17 protein-coding genes are annotated in these 16,568 nt (G+C 68.6%); 9 read left to right on the forward strand and 8 right to left on the reverse strand.

The features are described from left to right. Positions 1–105 precede the first annotated feature (105 nt). The gene (locus B1790_RS05180; protein WP_079922130.1) at positions 106–1,491 is read left to right on the forward strand and encodes an NAD(P)/FAD-dependent oxidoreductase; all 1,386 of its coding nucleotides are present in this window, start codon (positions 106–108) and stop codon (positions 1,489–1,491) included. On the opposite strand, the gene B1790_RS05185 is transcribed toward B1790_RS05180, so the two are convergent. From B1790_RS05185 to B1790_RS05220, 8 genes are all read right to left on the reverse strand, one after another. Further along, a complete protein-coding gene (locus tag B1790_RS05185) occupies positions 1,488–2,117 on the reverse strand; it encodes an urease accessory protein UreD (protein WP_079922131.1) in 630 nt (209 codons plus the stop codon). The genes B1790_RS05180 and B1790_RS05185 overlap by 4 nt on opposite strands. A 4-nt stretch (positions 2,118–2,121) precedes the next feature. After that, a complete protein-coding gene (ureG, locus tag B1790_RS05190) occupies positions 2,122–2,796 on the reverse strand; it encodes an urease accessory protein UreG (protein ID WP_056546611.1) in 675 nt (224 codons plus the stop codon). A 10-nt stretch (positions 2,797–2,806) separates the two neighbouring features. Continuing rightward, entirely contained in the window at positions 2,807–3,442 is a 636-nt protein-coding gene (locus B1790_RS05195; protein ID WP_079922132.1) for an urease accessory protein UreF, read from the reverse strand. A gap of 1 nt (position 3,443) precedes the next feature. Beyond that, positions 3,444–5,165: an urease subunit alpha gene (locus B1790_RS05200; RefSeq protein ID WP_079922133.1), complete on the reverse strand. Its 1,722-nt coding sequence runs from the start codon at positions 5,163–5,165 to the stop codon at positions 3,444–3,446. Then, complete coding sequence (locus tag B1790_RS05205; protein ID WP_079922134.1) at positions 5,162–5,473, reverse strand: urease subunit beta; 312 nt, start codon at positions 5,471–5,473, stop codon at positions 5,162–5,164. The genes B1790_RS05200 and B1790_RS05205 overlap by 4 nt, the downstream gene beginning before the upstream one ends. Before the next feature lie 40 nt (positions 5,474–5,513). Next, entirely contained in the window at positions 5,514–5,816 is a 303-nt protein-coding gene (locus B1790_RS05210) for an urease subunit gamma (RefSeq protein WP_079922135.1), read from the reverse strand. A 72-nt stretch (positions 5,817–5,888) separates the two neighbouring features. Further along, a complete protein-coding gene (locus tag B1790_RS05215) occupies positions 5,889–6,299 on the reverse strand; it encodes a PaaI family thioesterase (protein WP_079922136.1) in 411 nt (136 codons plus the stop codon). Between the two features lie 194 nt (positions 6,300–6,493). Next, positions 6,494–7,258 carry an iron reductase gene (locus tag B1790_RS05220; protein WP_079922137.1) on the reverse strand — a complete coding sequence of 255 codons (765 nt, stop codon included), beginning with the start codon at positions 7,256–7,258 and terminating at the stop codon, positions 6,494–6,496. Positions 7,259–7,429: 171 nt separating this feature from the next. On the opposite strand from B1790_RS05220, the gene B1790_RS05225 reads away from it, so the two are divergent. From B1790_RS05225 to B1790_RS05260, 8 genes are all read left to right on the forward strand, one after another. Then, positions 7,430–7,846 carry a BlaI/MecI/CopY family transcriptional regulator gene (locus B1790_RS05225; protein WP_079922138.1) on the forward strand — a complete coding sequence of 139 codons (417 nt, stop codon included), beginning with the start codon at positions 7,430–7,432 and terminating at the stop codon, positions 7,844–7,846. 14 nt (positions 7,847–7,860) lie between these two features. Continuing rightward, positions 7,861–8,787: a M56 family metallopeptidase gene (locus B1790_RS05230; RefSeq protein WP_079922139.1), complete on the forward strand. Its 927-nt coding sequence runs from the start codon at positions 7,861–7,863 to the stop codon at positions 8,785–8,787. 48 nt (positions 8,788–8,835) lie between these two features. Further along, positions 8,836–10,299 carry an NADP-dependent phosphogluconate dehydrogenase gene (gndA, locus tag B1790_RS05235; protein WP_079922140.1) on the forward strand — a complete coding sequence of 488 codons (1,464 nt, stop codon included), beginning with the start codon at positions 8,836–8,838 and terminating at the stop codon, positions 10,297–10,299. Positions 10,300–10,384: 85 nt separating this feature from the next. Beyond that, positions 10,385–11,824 carry a GuaB1 family IMP dehydrogenase-related protein gene (locus B1790_RS05240; protein ID WP_079922181.1) on the forward strand — a complete coding sequence of 480 codons (1,440 nt, stop codon included), beginning with the start codon at positions 10,385–10,387 and terminating at the stop codon, positions 11,822–11,824. Between the two features lie 191 nt (positions 11,825–12,015). Beyond that, the gene (locus tag B1790_RS05245; RefSeq protein ID WP_079922141.1) at positions 12,016–13,371 is read left to right on the forward strand and encodes a hemolysin family protein; all 1,356 of its coding nucleotides are present in this window, start codon (positions 12,016–12,018) and stop codon (positions 13,369–13,371) included. Beyond that, positions 13,371–14,423 carry a hemolysin family protein gene (locus tag B1790_RS05250; RefSeq protein ID WP_079922142.1) on the forward strand — a complete coding sequence of 351 codons (1,053 nt, stop codon included), beginning with the start codon at positions 13,371–13,373 and terminating at the stop codon, positions 14,421–14,423. The genes B1790_RS05245 and B1790_RS05250 overlap by 1 nt, the downstream gene beginning before the upstream one ends. After that, the gene (locus B1790_RS05255) at positions 14,416–15,306 is read left to right on the forward strand and encodes a 3-methyladenine DNA glycosylase (protein WP_233164942.1); all 891 of its coding nucleotides are present in this window, start codon (positions 14,416–14,418) and stop codon (positions 15,304–15,306) included. The genes B1790_RS05250 and B1790_RS05255 overlap by 8 nt, the downstream gene beginning before the upstream one ends. Positions 15,307–15,455: 149 nt before the next feature. Next, entirely contained in the window at positions 15,456–16,547 is a 1,092-nt protein-coding gene (locus B1790_RS05260) for a lipase family protein (protein WP_079922143.1), read from the forward strand. Positions 16,548–16,568 lie beyond the last annotated feature (21 nt).

Genomic DNA, 16,568 nt, shown 5'->3' on the forward strand with positions numbered 1-16,568 from the left:
TCACGTGTCCGCGGAGTGCGGTGGGTCATCTCACCGCACTCCGGGGAACGGGTCCGACTAACCTAGAGGTCGTACTGGACAGGTTTTCGCACGCGAGGAGCAGCAATGAGCCACCCCGGAGCTACGGCAACGGATCGGCATAAGGTCGTCATCATCGGTTCTGGGTTCGGCGGTCTCAACACCGCCCAGAAGCTCAAGAGGTCCGACGTCGACGTCAAGCTGATCGCCCGCACGACGCATCACCTCTTCCAGCCGCTGCTCTACCAGGTGGCAACCGGCATCATCTCCGAGGGCGAGATCGCCCCGCCCACCCGGTTGATCCTGCGCAAGCAGGAGAACGCCCAGGTGCTGCTCGGCGACGTCACGCGCGTCGACCTCGAGGCCAAGACGGTGACCTCCGAGCTGCTCGGGCACGACTACGTGACGCCGTATGACAGCCTCGTCATCGCAGCGGGCGCGGGCCAGTCGTATTTCGGCAACGACCACTTCGCCGAGTTCGCCCCCGGCATGAAGTCCATCGACGACGCGCTGGAGCTCCGCGGCCGCATCCTCGGCGCATTCGAGCAGGCCGAACGCTCCAGCGACCCCGAGCGCCGCAAGAAGCTGCTGACCTTCGTTGTCGTCGGCGCGGGTCCGACCGGTGTCGAGATGGCCGGGCAGATCCAGGAATTGGCCGACCAGACCCTCAAGGGCAGCTTCCGGCACATCGACCCCACCGAGGCTCACGTCATCCTCTTGGACGCCGCGCCGGCGGTCCTGCCCCCGATGGGCAAGAAGCTCGGCCTCAAGGCGCAGGCTCGCCTCGAGAAGATGGGCGTCGAGGTTCAGTTGAACGCCATGGTCACCGACGTCGACCGCAACGGCATCACCGTCAAGGACGCCGACGGCACCATTCGGCGCATCGAGGCGGCCTGCAAGGTGTGGTCCGCCGGTGTGCAGGCCAGCCCGCTTGGCCGCGACCTCGCCGAGCAGTCGGAGACCGAGATCGACCGCGCCGGCCGCGTCAAGGTGCTGCCGGATCTGTCGATTCCTGGCCACCCGAACGTCTTCGTCATCGGCGACATGGCCTTCGTCGAAGGCGTGCCCGGCATGGCGCAGGGCGCGATCCAGGGCGCGAAGTACGTCGCCAAGATCATCCAGAACGAGTCCAAGGCGCGCGAGCACGGCACCATTCCCAAGCCCCGCGAACCGTTCAGCTACTTCGACAAGGGCTCGATGGCCACGGTCTCGAAGTACAACGCCGTCGCTCAGGTCGGCAAGCTCGAGTTCGGCGGCTTCTTCGCGTGGTTGGCGTGGCTGGGCCTTCACCTGATCTACCTGGTGGGCTTCAAGACGAAGGTGGCGACGCTGCTGTCGTGGGCCGTCACGTTCCTCAGCCGCGAGCGCGGTCAGCTGACCATCACCGAGCAGCAGGCCTATGCGAGAACGCGGCTCGAGCAACTCGAGGACATGGCGGCCTCGATGCGGGAGACCGAGAAGGCCGCGAGCTAGAGCAGCCGGTCGCCCTGCCAGGTCGCCAGGCAGCCGCCTGAGGCGAGTTCGAGCGTCGTCCCCTTGGCCTCGAACGTGGCTTCCGGATAGCGAAATTCGCTGACGCAGGCCCGCGGAGCGCCGAGTTTGTCGTCGGTCACCGAGCCGGCGCCGAGCTCGACGCGGTGCCGTAGCAGCGGCCCACCGTCGGCGTCGGCGTGCACGGAACCCGACCAGAAGCCTTGGCGCTCATTCGATCTGCCGATCTGCACCCGCTCACGCACGCGCACCCGGCCCTGGTCTCCGAGCGTCAACCGGGTCGACGTCACGTGCCTGGCGGCGCCGGCCACGATGGTCGGCTGCGGATCGAGGTCCAGGTGCCCCTGCACCTCGAGCTCCCAGTGAGCCCGCGATTCCATGGTGGCCGTGCCCGGCATCGCCATCGTCGCCGCGGCACTGCGCACCCGCAGGACCGCTCCGGCTTCGACGACCACCCGGAACCTCATGGTGTCCCCGCCCAGCGGCGTCGCCGCCGCCGAGACCAGGTGCACCGTGTCGGCCTCGGTGCGGCGACCCGCGACCCCGCCGAGGCACTCGATGCGCGGCGCGCGGCCGGGCGACGCGACGATCAGGACCTCCGAGATCATTCGCTTAGACCGGGACGCGCAACTGCTGATGCACCCAGTCGAGAACCAGCGTCGCCGCCGGGTCCTCGGTCAGCGAGATCAACACGAACGGACGCTCGCCGCGGACCATCGCGGCGTCGCGACGCATCACGTCGAGGTCGGCGCCGACCATGGGAGCCAGGTCGGTCTTGTTGATCACCAACAGATCCGAGAACGTGACGCCGGGGCCGCCCTTGCGGGGCACCTTGTCACCGCCCGCCACGTCGACGACGAAGATCTGCACGTCGACCAACCCGGAGGAGAAGGTCGCGGTCAGATTGTCGCCGCCAGACTCGACGAGGATCAGGTCGAGCTTCGGGTTGCCTGCGATCAGGTCGTCGATCGCGTCGAGGTTGGCGGTGATGTCGTCGCGGATCGCGGTGTGCGGGCAGCCGCCGGTCTGCACGGCGGCGATCCGCTCGTCGGGAAGCACGGCGTTGCGGCGCAGGAAGTCGGCGTCCTCGGTGGTGTAGATGTCGTTGGTCAACACCGCGAGGGACAGCTCGTTGCGCAGTTGCCGACACAGCGCGGCCACCAGAGCGGTCTTGCCGGAGCCCACCGGTCCCCCGATCCCGATGCGCAGCGGTTCCCCCGCGTGGCGGACACGGCGGGGCCGCTCCACGTGAGCGTGGGGTTCACCGTCGAGCAGATGTGGTGGCATGGAGAACCTTTCAAGAGACGAACAGCGGTCGGTCGCGTTCGGCGTGACGCTGGGCGAGCACGTCGAGCAGCGGGTCGGAGAGGTCGGCGAGTTCCTTCGCGGCGTCGGCCGCGGTCTGGTCGCACAGCGACGACAGTTCGAACGTGAGGGCGGCGACGTCCCCGGGGTCCAGTGCCAGCAGTCGCTGGGCGGCCGTCGCCGACCCCGTCATCGTCGTGTAGACCACCGAGACGGCGGTCTGTTCGGGCAGCAGTCCGCTGGCCGCGCCGACGGCACCTGCCGCGACGGCGAGGTGCGGCTTGGCGCCGACGGCGGCCCAATCCCGCTCCGGCCACACCCGGCGGGCCAGCCGGACCAGTCCCCTGCCCTGTGCCCGGGACGCGCTGCGGGCGGCGGGAGACGGTGTGCGCGCATCGGTTTCGAGGTCGGCGGCGGTGAAACCCAGTGCACCCTCGTGCACGGCGGCCGCGATCGACGCGGTGACCAGCCCGCTGGTGCGGATGCGACGACGGAGGAAGGCGCGCAGGGTGACCACGTCGACGACCAGTCCGCTGGTGATCGCCTCCTCGACGCCACCGGAGTGAACGTGCCCCCCGGTGGGCAGCCGCGAGTCGGCGAGGACCAGCAGGGTCGACAGATTCGACATCTCAGAACAGGAAGTATCTCTGCGCCATCGGCAGTTCCACGGCAGGCTGCTCGGCCCAGACGTCGCCGTCGACGGTCACGGTGAAGGTGTCGGGGTCGACCTCGATGCGCGGCAGTGCGTCGTTGAGCGGCATGTCGGCCTTTCCGACCTTGCGCACGTCACGCACGGGGACGAGCCGGCGGTTGACGGCGAGCCGATCGGCGAGGCCGTCGTCGACGGCCTGGGGCGACACGAAGTGCACCGACGTCGCGGCCGCCGCGGCGGGCGCGGCACCGAACATCGGTCGCGGCAACACGGGCTGCGGGGTCGGGATCGACGCGTTGGCGTCCCCCATCGCCGCCCACGCGATCATGCCGCCCTTGATGACGGCATGCGGGCGGACCCCAAAGAAGGCCGGTTCCCACAGCACCAGGTCGGCGAGCTTTCCCACTTCGACCGAGCCGATCTCGTGGTCGACGCCGTGGGCGATCGCCGGGCAGATGGTGTACTTCGCGACGTAGCGGCGGACCCTGTTGTTGTCAGCAGCTCCGTCACCCTCGAGGGCGCCGCGGCGCTTCTTCATCACGTGCGCCGTCTGCCAGGTGCGCAGCACCACCTCGCCGATGCGGCCCATCGCCTGGGCGTCGCTGCCGATCATCGAGATCGCCCCGATGTCGTGCAGCAGGTCCTCCGCGGCGATCGTCGACGGCCGGATCCGGCTCTCGGCGAACGCGAGATCCTCTGGCACGCTTGGGTTCAGGTGGTGACAGACCATAAGCATGTCGAGGTGCTCGTCGAGGGTGTTGACGGTGTGCGGCCGCGTCGGGTTGGTCGAACTGGGCAGCACGTTGGGCTGCGAGACCACCGTGATGATGTCGGGCGCGTGCCCGCCGCCGGCACCCTCGGTGTGATAGGCGTGGATGGCGCGGCCGTTGATCGCCGCCAGGGTGTCCTCGACGAAGCCTGCCTCGTTGAGGGTGTCGGAGTGCAGGTTGACCTGGACGCCGGCGGCGTCGGCGACGGTCAAGCAGGCGTCGATGGCGGCGGGCGTGGTGCCCCAGTCCTCGTGAAGCTTGAATCCGGCTGCGCCGCCGCGTAATTGCTCCCACATGGCGTCGGGGTTGACTGTGTTGCCCTTGCCGAGGAGCAGCACGTTCAGCGGCCAGTGGTCGAGCGCCTCGAGCATACGGGCCAGGTGCCAGGACCCCGGTGTCACGGTGGTGGCCTTGCTGCCCTCCGCGGGCCCGGTGCCGCCCGCCACGATCGTGGTGATCCCGCCGCCGAGGGCCTCCTCCATGATCTGCGGGCAGATCAGGTGGACGTGACAGTCGATCGCGCCCGCGGTGACGATGCGACCGTTGCCCGCGATGATCTCGGTAGACGGTCCCACCACCAGGTCGGGGTGGACCCCGGACATGATGTCGGGGTTGCCGGCCTTGCCGATGGCGGTGATGCGACCGTCACGAATGCCGATGTCGGCCTTGATGATTCCCCAGTAGTCGACGATCACCGCCCCGGTGATGACGGTGTCGGGTGCGCCGTCGGCCCTGGTCGCCCTCGACTGACCCATGGACTCCCGAAGCACCTTGCCGCCACCGAAGACGGCTTCGTCGCCCGCGCGACCGGGACCGCCACTGCGGTCCTCGGTGATCTCGACGAACAGATCGGTGTCGGCCAATCGGATCCGGTCGCCCGTGGTGGGGCCGAAGAGCGCGGCGTAACGACTGCGCGAAAGGTCGCTCACGTATCCAGCTTTCCGGGTGGGTTCAGGGACAATCCGTACACCTCGCGGGTGCCGGCCAACGGCACGAGCGAAACATGTTGGGAAATACCGGGTTCGAAGCGCACCGCCGTACCGGCGGGGATGTCGAGACGGTGGCCGTGGGCGGCGACGCGGTCGAAGTCGAGCGCAGCGTTCGACTGCGGTAGGTGCACGTGGCTGCCGACCTGCACGGGCCGGTCGCCGGTGTTGACGACGGTGAGTTCGAGCCTCTCGGCACCGTCGTTGATCGTGATGTCACCGTCGCCGTACAGAATTTCGCCTGGAATCACTGGTGCCCTCTGCTCTTCACGCAAGCGCTCATCCCCCGCCTCAGGAGATCGGGTGGTGGACGGTGACGAGCTTGGTACCGTCCGGAAAGGTGGCCTCGGCCTGGACGTCGTACAGCATCTCGGGCACGCCATCCATGACGTCGTCACGGCTGAGCACCTCACGACCGCTGTTCATCAGCTCGGCGACGGTTCGGCCGTCGCGGGCGCCCTCGAGGATGTGGTCGGTGATGAGCGCGACCGCTTCGGGATGATTCAGCCGCAGACCGCGCGCCTGACGGCGGCGGGCCAGTTCGGCCGCGTAGGAAATGAGCAGTCGATCCTGCTCGTGCGGTGACAGGCGCATAGGTCGCGATCCTGCCACGGGAAGCGGCACTCAGCAGCGCACGCGCGGACGGCGTCTGCGCGTGCCGCGGTTCTAGGCCTCGTTGGGCAGGTTCTGCAGACGCACCTGGCCGCGGGCGACCAGCTTGTCGTTGGTGTCGGTGATCTCGATGAGCCAGATCTGCTGACGTCGGCCCCGATGGATGGGGGTGGACACCGCGGTGACCATGCCCGCGGTGATGGCGCGCAGGAAGTCGGTGTTGTTGTTCACCCCGACCACGTTGCTTCCGGCGCCCTTGGCCTGCAACCAGGTTGCCGCCGAGACGCTGGCGACGCTTTCGACGATGGCGCAGTACACCCCGCCGTGCACGATGCCGTGCGGCTGCAGGTGCCGCGCGTCGACGGTCAGCTGGGCCTTCGCGCCGTCGGGCGTCACGTCCAAGTAGGTGAGGCCGATCTCGTCGTCGAATCCGCCGCCCACACCGTTGGGCATCCAAGTCGTCACAAGAGAATTGTCTACACGCTCCGGGTGCGGCTAGGACACGTACCCCGGAAAAACGGGTGGGCCCCGCGCACAAAGCGTGCGCGGGGCCCACCCTCGAATGGACCGGGGATCTCTGCAGCCCTCAGGATTCCGCGGCGGTCCGGTGGTCAGGTGAAGTTGTGTTCGTGCTTGAAGACAGCATAGGCAAGGCTGCCCTAATTTAGCAAGGCCTTGCCCACGCAGGCCCGTCGTACGCCCCGAACGGGCGCTCCGAAACCCACTAGCGCGTCGAGGACGGCCTGACCGCGCCGCATGCTCGTCAACTCGCTGGAGCCGGCGAGCAGCGGGACCTGGGTGGCCGCGCTGACGACGGCGGTGCCGACGACGTGCCACATCGCGGCCGTGGACATCGCACCGTCGCTGACCTCCACCAGCCTGGCGAACAACGGCTCGAGCGTGCGATGGCTGCGGTGCGCCACCCACGTCGTCAACGCCGCCTCGTTCGGGAGCGCGACGATCCGGTCGACGGCAGCACCGGCGCCCTCCCGGAAGTGCGCGTCGTCGGGCAGTGCCCGCAGCGTGGGGTCGACGACCCCTACCCAGTCGATGGCGCCCTCCGAGTCGACGTGCACCCAGAGGTTCTCCAGGCCGGTGTCCCACGCCCTGCCCTCGAGAGCCAGCAGGGGCACCACGCGCCCGATCACGACGTGCGCCAGCGTCGCGGCGAGTTGATGGGCGACGGCGACGATGTTGTCCGTCTCGGCGGCCGCCGCGTCGAACATCTCTCGAAGCCGGTCGGTGGCCAGCGCATCGGTCAGCGGCCACCACCGCCGCCGGGACAGGTCGCGCATGACGGCGACTCCGTACACCCGCGGGCATTCCGGGTAGAGCGCACGCAAGCGCTGGCTGGACTCGTGAAGCGGCAGCGGCCGGTCGATCGCCATCCGTGCAATGAGTGGGTCGTCTACCACGACGGTCATGGGCACCTCCTACAGTTAGGTTAGCCTTACTATAGTGAGAGTGACGAACCGGGAAACCCCTAGTGACCCGACTCACAGGTTGGCGAAGCGACCGGGGTCCCGCGACTCATACGACGCACGGTAGTAAGCGCGTAGTACCCTGATTCCATTGCTCAGGAGAGTGAACGAAACATGGCCAAACAAGCGCGACTCGGGGAACTCGAACGCGAAGTGATGGACCACCTCTGGTCCTCGCGCGAGCCCCAAACCGTCCGCCAGGTGCACGAATCACTGGCGGCGCGGCGAGACCTGGCCTACACGACGATCATGACCGTCCTCCAGCGCCTCGCCAAGAAGAACCTCGTCGTCCAACATCGCGACGACAGAGCACACCGCTACGCACCGACCAACGGCCGCGACGAACTGGTCGCAGGACTCATGGTCGACGCCCTAGACCAGGCCTCGGATTCCGGCAGCCGAGAGGCCGCGCTCGTCCACTTCGTCGAACGGGTGGGGGCCGACGAGGCCGCCGCGCTGCGACGCGCGCTTGCCGAACTGGAGGCCAAGGACCGTTCTGGCGCAGCCGCTGGCAATCCGGGTACCGCCTGAGGGACACTGGCAGTGTGTCCGCGCTGGCCTTCGCCGTAGTCGCGCTGCTCCTCATTGGACCAGTGCCTGCGTTGTTGGCGCGCTCGTCCTGGCCGCTGCGGGCACCCCGCGCCGCGGTGGTGCTGTGGCAGTCGATCGCGCTGGCCGCCGTGCTGTCGGCGTTCAGTGCCGGCATCGCGATCGCCAGCAGGCTCTTCGTGCCAGGTCCCGACGGCAGACCCACCGCCACGATCACCAGTGAGATCAAGGTCCTTGGCTGGCCACTGTGGCTGCTCTACGTCGTGGTGTTCACCCTCACCCTGCTGATCGGCGCCCGCCTCATCGTGGCCGTGGTCCAGGTGGCGATCGCCACCCGACGGCGGCGAGCGCATCACCGGATGGTCGTCGACCTCGTCGGCAGGTGCCACGGACGATCCCACGCACTTCGCATCCTCGACGTCGCCCAGCCGCTGGCCTACTGCCTGCCCGGTGTCCGCAGCCGCGTCGTGGTCAGCGAGGGCACGCTGAGCGCGCTCTCGGAGTCGGAGATGGCTGCCATCCTCAGCCACGAGCGCGCGCACCTGCGGGCCCGACACGATCTGGTGCTCGAGATGTTCACCGCCGTCCACGCCGCCTTCCCCCGATTCGTCCGCAGCGCCAACGCGCTCGACGCGGTGCGCTTGCTCATCGAACTTCTCGCCGACGACGCCGCGGTGCGGACGGCAGGCCCGACGCCGCTGGCCAGGGCACTGGTGGCGTGTGCGTCCAGCCACGCACCGTCCGGCGCGCTCGCCGCGGGCGGTCCGCACACCGTGACGCGGGTACGCCGCCTCTGCGGCAAGCCCAACAGCGTCCCCCTTGCGGTCGCGGCGTACGTCACCGCCGCCGCACTGCTCGTCGTGCCCACCGTCGCGCTCGCAGTCCCCTGGCTCACCGAGCTACAACGCTTGATCACCGGCTAGATTCAGCTGTCGGAAGTCGTGTTCGATCCCCCCAATGAAAGGCCGCCCGTGAGCTCGTCGGAATCACCTGCAACCACCGGAACAGCTCAGATCGGCGTCACCGGCCTCGCGGTGATGGGATCCAACATCGCGCGCAACTTCGCCCACCACGGCTACACCGTCGCGCTGCACAACCGCACGACCGCCAAGATCGACGCGCTGCTCGAGGCACACGGTTCCGAGGGCAACTTCGTGCGCGGCGACACCATCCCGGAATTCCTTGCGACGCTTGAGAAGCCGCGCCGGGTCCTGATCATGGTCAAGGCCGGCGATCCCACCGATGCGGTCATCAACGAGCTCGCCGACGCGATGGAGGAAGGCGACATCATCATCGACGGCGGCAACTCCCTCTTCACCGACACCATCCGCCGCGAGAAGGCCATCCGCGAGCGCGGTCTGCACTACGTCGGCGCCGGCATCTCCGGCGGCGAGGAGGGCGCGCTCAACGGGCCGTCGATCATGCCAGGCGGCCCCGTCGAGTCCTACACGTCGCTCGGCCCGCTGCTCGAGGAAATCTCCGCCCACGTCGACGGCGTCCCGTGCTGCACGCACATCGGACCCGACGGAGCGGGACACTTCGTCAAGATGGTGCACAACGGCATCGAGTACTCCGACATGCAACTCATCGGCGAGGCCTACCAGCTGCTGCGCGACGGGCTCGGAAAGACCGCCCCGGAGATCGCCGACATCTTCGCCGAATGGAACAAGGGCGACCTGGACAGCTACCTGATCGAGATCACCGCCGAGGTGCTCAAGCAGGTCGACGCGAGGACCGGCAAGCCACTGGTCGACGTCATCCTCGACGAGGCCGAGCAGAAGGGCACCGGTCGCTGGACCGTCAAGTCGGCCCTCGACCTCGGGGTGCCGGTGACCGGCATCGCCGAGGCCGTGTTCGCCCGCGCCCTGTCCGGCTCCGTCGCCCAACGCAAGGCCACCACCGGACTGGCCGCCGGGGAATTGGGCGCCAAGCCCGACGACGCGGCGCAGTTCGTCGACGACGTCAGCAAGGCGCTGTACGCGTCGAAGATCATCGCGTACGCCCAGGGCTTCAACCAGATTCAGGCGGGCAGCGCCGAATACGGCTGGGACATCACGCTCGGCGACATGGCCACCATCTGGCGTGGCGGCTGCATCATCCGCGCGAAGTTCCTCAACCGCATCAAGGAGGCGTACGACGAGAACGGCGAGCTGGCCACCCTGATCGCCGCGCCGTACTTCCGCGACGCGGTCGAGGCGGGCATCGACAGCTGGCGTCGGGTCGTCGTGAAGGCCACCGAGCTTGGCATTCCGATCCCCGGATTCGCCTCCGCGCTGTCGTACTACGACGCGCTGCGCACCGAGCGGCTTCCCGCGGCGCTGACCCAGGGGCTGCGCGACTTCTTCGGTGCGCACACCTACGGGCGCATCGACGAGGATCCGAGCAAGAAGTTCCACACCCAGTGGAGCGGTGATCGCAGCGAGTCGCCTGCGTGAACAACCCGCCGAACGTGGACTTTTGCCACGCACCAGAGCCCAACGGCGTGGATGAAGTCCACACTCGGCGCGGATGGAAGGTGTCATGAAGTTTCTCGAGGGGCACCACCCGCCCTATGACCTGACCTACAACGACGTCTTCGTCGTTCCGGGACGCTCGGACGTGGCGTCCCGGTTCGACGTCGACCTGTCCACCGCCGACGGATCGGGCACCACGATCCCGGTGGTCGTGGCGAACATGACCGCCGTGGCGGGCCGTCGGATGGCCGAGACGGTTGCCCGGCGCGGCGGCATCGTCGTTCTGCCCCAAGACCTTCCGACCTCGGCGGTTCGCGAGATGGTCGAGTTCGTCAAGAGCCGCGACCTCGTCGTCGACACGCCAGTCACCCTGTCGCCGGACGATTCGGTGTCCGATGCCACCGCGCTGATCCACAAGCGCGCCCACGGGGCCGCCGTCGTCGTCGACGACGATGGCAAGCCGGTCGGACTGGTCACCGAGGCGTCGTGCCGCGGCGTGGACCGCTTCGCGCGGGTTCGCGACGTCGCGACGGTCGACTTCGTCACCGCGCAGGTTGGCACCGATCCGCGAACCGTGTTCGACAAGCTCGAGCACAACCCGGTCGGCGTGGCCGTGATGACCGGTCCCGACGGCCGCCTGGCTGGGGTGCTGACGCGCACCGGCGCGATCAGGGCGGGCATCTACTCCCCCGCCGTCGACGACTCCGGTCGGCTGCGGATCGCCGCCGCGGTCGGCATCAACGGCGACGTTGCCGCCAAGGCGCAGGCGTTGGCCGAAGCGGGCGTCGACCTGCTGGTGGTCGACACCGCCCACGGTCACCAGCTCAAGATGCTCGACGCCATCAAGGCGGTGTCGTCACTGGACCTCGGGCTTCCACTGGCCGCGGGCAACGTGGTGTCGGCCGAGGGCACTCGCGACCTGATCAGTGCCGGCGCGTCGATCGTCAAGGTGGGCGTTGGCCCCGGGGCGATGTGCACCACGCGGATGATGACCGGCGTCGGACGCCCCCAGTTCTCGGCGGTCGTCGAATGTTCGGCTGCCGCACGGCAATTGGGCGGGCACGTCTGGGCCGACGGCGGCGTGCGCCATCCTCGCGACGTCGCACTGGCCCTGGCCGCCGGCGCCGCCAACGTCATGATCGGTTCTTGGTTCGCGGGCACCTACGAATCGCCGGGCGACCTGTTGCACGACCGCGACGACCGGCTGTACAAGGAGAGCTACGGCATGGCGTCCAAGCGCGCCGTCGCGGCCCGCACCTCGGGCGACAGCCAGTTCGACCGGGCCCGCAAGGCGTTGTTCGAAGAAGGAATCTCCACCTCGCGGATGAGCCTGGACCCGGCCCGCGGCGGCGTCGAGGATCTCCTCGACCACATCACCTCCGGCGTGCGGAGCACCTGCACCTACGTCGGCGCGACGACGCTGGAGGAACTCCACGACAAGGTCGTGCTCGGCGTGCAATCTGCCGCAGGCTTCGCCGAAGGGCATCCGCTGCCGTCGGGCTGGTGACCTCCGCGGTGTTCTCAGTGGCGACGGTCCCGGTACGATTGGTCCATCTCAACGCCGATCGAAGGGGAACACGTGCCGCAGGCACCCGCCGAGGCCCCGGAACCTGAACGGGCCTCCTCGGAGCCATCCGACGCCGAACCCTCCAGTAGGAAGCCGGGCCTCGTGCCCGGCGCCCGTGGTGCGTGGCTCCGATGAGTCTTGCCCTCAGTCTGCTCGCCTTCCTACTGCTGACGGCGGGGACGGCTCTGTTCGTGGCCGCCGAGTTCTCGCTGACCGCGCTGGAACGCAGCACCGTCGAAGCCAACGCCAAGTCCGGCGGCTGGCGGGACGCCTACGTCCAAAAGGCCCACCGCTCACTGTCATTCCAGTTGTCCGGCGCCCAGCTCGGCATCTCGATCACGACACTGGCCACCGGCTACCTGGCCGAACCGGTCGTCGCCACGCTGCTCCACGCGCCGCTCACCCTGATCGGCGTTCCCGCAAGCATGCTCGACGGCATCTCCCTCGGCCTGGCCCTGCTGATCGCCACGTCGGTCTCGATGATCTTCGGCGAGCTGGTGCCCAAGAACCTCGCCGTCGCCAAGCCGTTGCCCACCGCGCGGTGGGCCGCCCCGCCGCAGTGGTGGTTCTCCCGATTTCTGACACCTGCCATCAAGGTCACCAACGGCACGGCCAACTGGATCCTGCGCAGGCTCGGCATCGAACCCGCCGAGGAACTGCGGTCCGCCCGCTCACCGCAGGAACTCGTTTCGCTGGTGCGCACCTCGAAGCGCAGCGGGTCCCTGGACGCCAGCACCGCCGACCTGGTGGACCGCTCACTGAAGTTCGGCGAACGGTCGGCGGAGGAACTCATGACGCCGCGGTCCAAGATCGAATCGCTGCACGTCGACGACACCGTCGCGGACCTGGTGCACAAGGCCATCGAGACCGGCTTCTCGCGCTTCCCCATCACCGCTGGCGATCTCGACGAGACGGTCGGCATCGTGCACGTCAAGCAAGCATTTACCGTGCCGGTCGCCGACCGTGGCACCACGCAGCTCGTGACGCTCGCGCGACCGGTGTCCACCGTGCCGTCGAGCCTCGACGGTGACGCCGTGATGACCCAGATCCGCGCCAACGGTTTGCAGACCGCCCTGGTGGTCGACGAATACGGCGGCACGGCAGGCATGGTCACCGTCGAGGATCTCATCGAGGAAATCGTGGGCGACGTCCGCGACGAGCACGACGACGCCACCCTCGACGTCGTCGAGGTCCGCAACGGCTGGCGCATCTCGGGCCTGTTGCGCATCGACGAGGTCGAGAGCGAGACGTCCTTCCGGCCGCCGGAGGGTGACTACGAAACGATCGGCGGACTCATCCTCCAAGAGCTCGGCCACATTCCCGAGCCCGGCGAGACCGTCGAACTCACCGAGTTCGACCCCGACGGTCCGCTGGACGACCCCGTGCATTGGCAGGCGACCGTGATCCAGATGGACGGCCGCCGCATCGACCTGCTGGAGCTCACCGAACTGGGCCGCCGCGGCGAGTCCGAGGAGGAGGTGCGCTGATGGGATCCGACGTCTTCGGCGTGCTCCTGACCGTCGTCCTGCTTGGCGCCAACGCGTTCTTCGTCGGCGCCGAGTTCGCCCTGATCTCCGCGCGCCGCGACCGCCTCGAAGCCCTTGCCGAACAGGGCAAGAAGAGCGCCGTCACCGTCATCAGGGCCGGTGAGCGGCTGTCGTTGATGTTGGCCGGCGCCCAACTGGGCATCACGATCTGCTCGATCCTGCTGGGCCGGGTCGGCGAACCGGCGGTGGCCCACCTCCTCGAAGTGCCGTTCGCCGTCGTCGGCATACCCGACACGATCCTGCACACGGTGTCGTTCGTCATCGCGCTCGGCATCGTCGTCACCCTGCACGTGCTGCTCGGCGAGATGGTGCCGAAGAACATCGCCATCGCCGGGCCGGAATCGGCGGCGATGCTGCTGATCCCGCCGTACCTGGTCTACATGCGGTTGGCCAAGCCGTTCATCGCGTTCTACAACTGGTGCGCCAACACGACCCTGCGCTCCTTCGGCGTCGAACCGAAGGACGAGCTCGACGTCACGGTGTCCACGGTGGAGCTCTCGGAGATGATCGCCGAGTCGCTCTCGGAGGGCCTGCTCGACCCCGAGGAGCACGGCAGGTTGACCCGCGCGCTCCAGATCCGCACCCACGTCGTGGCCGACGTCGCGATTCCGCTTGCCGACATCAGGGCCGTCCCGGTCGCAGGTCCGGGACTCGGACCCACCGTCGCCGCGATCGAACGGGCGCTCGTCGACACCGGCTACTCCCGCTTCCCCGTCACCGACAGCACCGGCGCGTTCCTCGGCTACCTGCACATCAAGGACGTGCTCGGATTGATGAGTGACCCCGACGCGGTCGTCGACCTGGCCACGGTCCGCGCGCTGCCACGGCTGGCCGCCTCGTTGCCGGTTCCTGACGCGTTGACTCGGCTCCGCCGCGACAACAGCCATCTGGCTCTGGTCACCACCGACGACCGGGTGACGGCCGTCGTGGCGCTGGAGGACCTGGTCGAGGACCTGGTGGGGACGGTGCGCGACGGGACGCACCGTGTCTGAGGTGCTCCTCGAGCGCCGGTTGCTCGACGAAGCCGAGTGGACCGGGCGCGAGCGCGGGCACGTCGAACGGGCCGAATCCTTCCTCGGGCCGCATCGGGCGCGGGCTCAGCGCGGCGAGGCGCACCCGGTCTGGGACTTCCTGTTCAGCTACTACAGCCTGCGACCCCGGCAGTTGCGTCGCTGGCACCCCGGCTTCGGCGTCGCACTCGACGGCGGCGAGGCTCACCGGTTCCTCGACCGCGCGGGCTACGAGAAATCCGGCGCCGGCGTCACGGTGAGCCAAGAGCACCTGCGCACGCGCGCCGACACCGTCGCCTTCATTGCAAAGTTGCTCCGCGCCACCGCCGATCGTCCGCCCCGGCTCAACTGCTTCGGGCTGCACGAGTGGGCCATGGTGTACCGGACCACCGACGTGCGGCACGACCAGGTCCCGCTGCGACTGGGAGCCGCGGGCACCGACGAGGTCGTTGAGTCGATTCCGTTGCGCTGCAGTCACTTCGACGCCTATCGCTTCTTCACCGAGCCCGCCGCACCCCGCAACGCCGAGGCGCTGAGCCGCGAAACCCAGGTCGCCACCGAACAACCGGGGTGCGTGCACGCCAACATGGACTTGTACAAGTGGTGTTACAAACTCGGGGCACTGGTGCCCTCGGAGTTGCTGATGGACAGCCTGGAGCTCGCGGCACGGGCCAGGGAGCTCGACATGCGGGCCAGTCCCTACGATTTGGCGGGCTTCGGAATCGAGCCGATCGCCGTCGAGAACGCGGCAGGCCGCACCGAGTACGTGCGCTGCCAACGTGACATCGCCGACCGCTCGGCGCCGCTGCGGGCGGCATTGCTGAGCCGCTGCGACGAGATGCTCGCCGAGGCCGACACCCGATGAGGCGTGTCTCGGTAGCGTTATTGGCTTGTGCCACCACGCTTCTCGCGGCTTGCGGTACCACGTCCACCGGTCCCGCCGCTGATCACTCCGGACCTCCGAGGGGCCCGGCCATCAGGGCCGACTTCAGTGGCACCGGGCCTGGAGCGCTGGTGTCAGCGGAGGGACTCGTCGACCTCGACCCCGAGCTGCGGGACAAGACGTCGCTCGCGGCGCGCATCGTCTACGAGTCCACCTCCGGGGTGAACGACAGCCACAGCCTGGTGACGGGCACCGTCTTCGTCCCCAAGGGAGCTCCGCCACCCGGCGGATGGCAGATCATCGCCTACGCCCACCCGGCGACGGGGATCCAGGCTCGGTGCGCGCCGTCGGCGTCGCCGACGCTGCTGGGGTCGGCCACCGACATCGCGTCGCTCCTCGACGCCGGGTACGTCGTGACTGCCACCGACTACCAGGGCCTGGGCCTGCGCGACGACGACCACTCGACGACGGATCCCACGATTGGGCCCTTCAACGGATACCACCCGTTCCTCGACTCGACGACCGAGGGATACGACGTCATCGACTCGGTGCGGGCCGCCCGGACGCTGGTGCCCGCCGCCTCGGACGCCTTCGCCGCCTACGGCGTCGGACAGGGCGGTCAGGCCGTGTGGGCAGCCAACGAACTCGCAGCCGACTACCGGGGCAAGCTGACCCTCGTCGGCGTCGCGGCCGTGCACCCGACCGCTGCCCTCGAAGGCCTGGCCGACTCCGCGGCCAGCGGCACCCTCACCAGGGATCAGCAGCTGACGCTGCAACAGTTCCTCGCCTCACTTGCCAAGGAGTACGACGACTTCGACCTCGGCCCCTATCGGCACGGCGTGGTCGAGAGCAACTGGGACGCCTTGTCGGCGTGCTGGGGTCCGGCGTATCGCGATCGGGCGCAGATCGCCGAACGAATCGGTCCCGACGACCTCCGCCCCGACGGCGACGATGCGACCCGCGTCCTCCGGGGATTTCTGCAGAAGACATCGCTTCCCCAGGGGCCGACCAGCGCACCCATGGTGGTCGTGCCGGAGGGACCCGACGGACTGATCCCGACGGCGCAGACGGACGCCGCGCTCGCCAAGGCGTGCACGATGGGCGACGTCGTCTCCTCCGGTCCTCTCGACGGCGGTGACCCGATGCCAGGGCTGATCGGGTGGATGGGTGACCGATTTGCCGGGCTCCCCGCCGCGAACGACTGCCCCGCCACCCACGGCTGACCAACAACACACAGCCGATCC

Source organism: Mycobacterium sp. AT1, from assembly GCF_002043095.1.
GTDB lineage: Bacteria > Actinomycetota > Actinomycetes > Mycobacteriales > Mycobacteriaceae > Mycobacterium.

Excerpts from the sequence above, each read along its gene's own strand:
- B1790_RS05240 (WP_079922181.1), top strand. The coding sequence starts at position 10,385 with ATGAAGTTTCTCGAGGGGCACCACCCGCCCTATGACCTGACCTACAAC.
- B1790_RS05220 (WP_079922137.1), bottom strand. The coding sequence starts at position 7,258 with ATGACCGTCGTGGTAGACGACCCACTCATTGCACGGATGGCGATCGAC.
- B1790_RS05250 (WP_079922142.1), top strand. The coding sequence starts at position 13,371 with ATGGGATCCGACGTCTTCGGCGTGCTCCTGACCGTCGTCCTGCTTGGC.
- B1790_RS05180 (WP_079922130.1), top strand. The coding sequence starts at position 106 with ATGAGCCACCCCGGAGCTACGGCAACGGATCGGCATAAGGTCGTCATC.
- ureG (WP_056546611.1), bottom strand. The coding sequence starts at position 2,796 with ATGCCACCACATCTGCTCGACGGTGAACCCCACGCTCACGTGGAGCGG.
- B1790_RS05245 (WP_079922141.1), top strand. The coding sequence starts at position 12,016 with ATGAGTCTTGCCCTCAGTCTGCTCGCCTTCCTACTGCTGACGGCGGGG.
- B1790_RS05210 (WP_079922135.1), bottom strand. The coding sequence starts at position 5,816 with ATGCGCCTGTCACCGCACGAGCAGGATCGACTGCTCATTTCCTACGCG.
- B1790_RS05185 (WP_079922131.1), bottom strand. The coding sequence starts at position 2,117 with ATGATCTCGGAGGTCCTGATCGTCGCGTCGCCCGGCCGCGCGCCGCGC.
- B1790_RS05195 (WP_079922132.1), bottom strand. The coding sequence starts at position 3,442 with ATGTCGAATCTGTCGACCCTGCTGGTCCTCGCCGACTCGCGGCTGCCC.
- B1790_RS05225 (WP_079922138.1), top strand. The coding sequence starts at position 7,430 with ATGGCCAAACAAGCGCGACTCGGGGAACTCGAACGCGAAGTGATGGAC.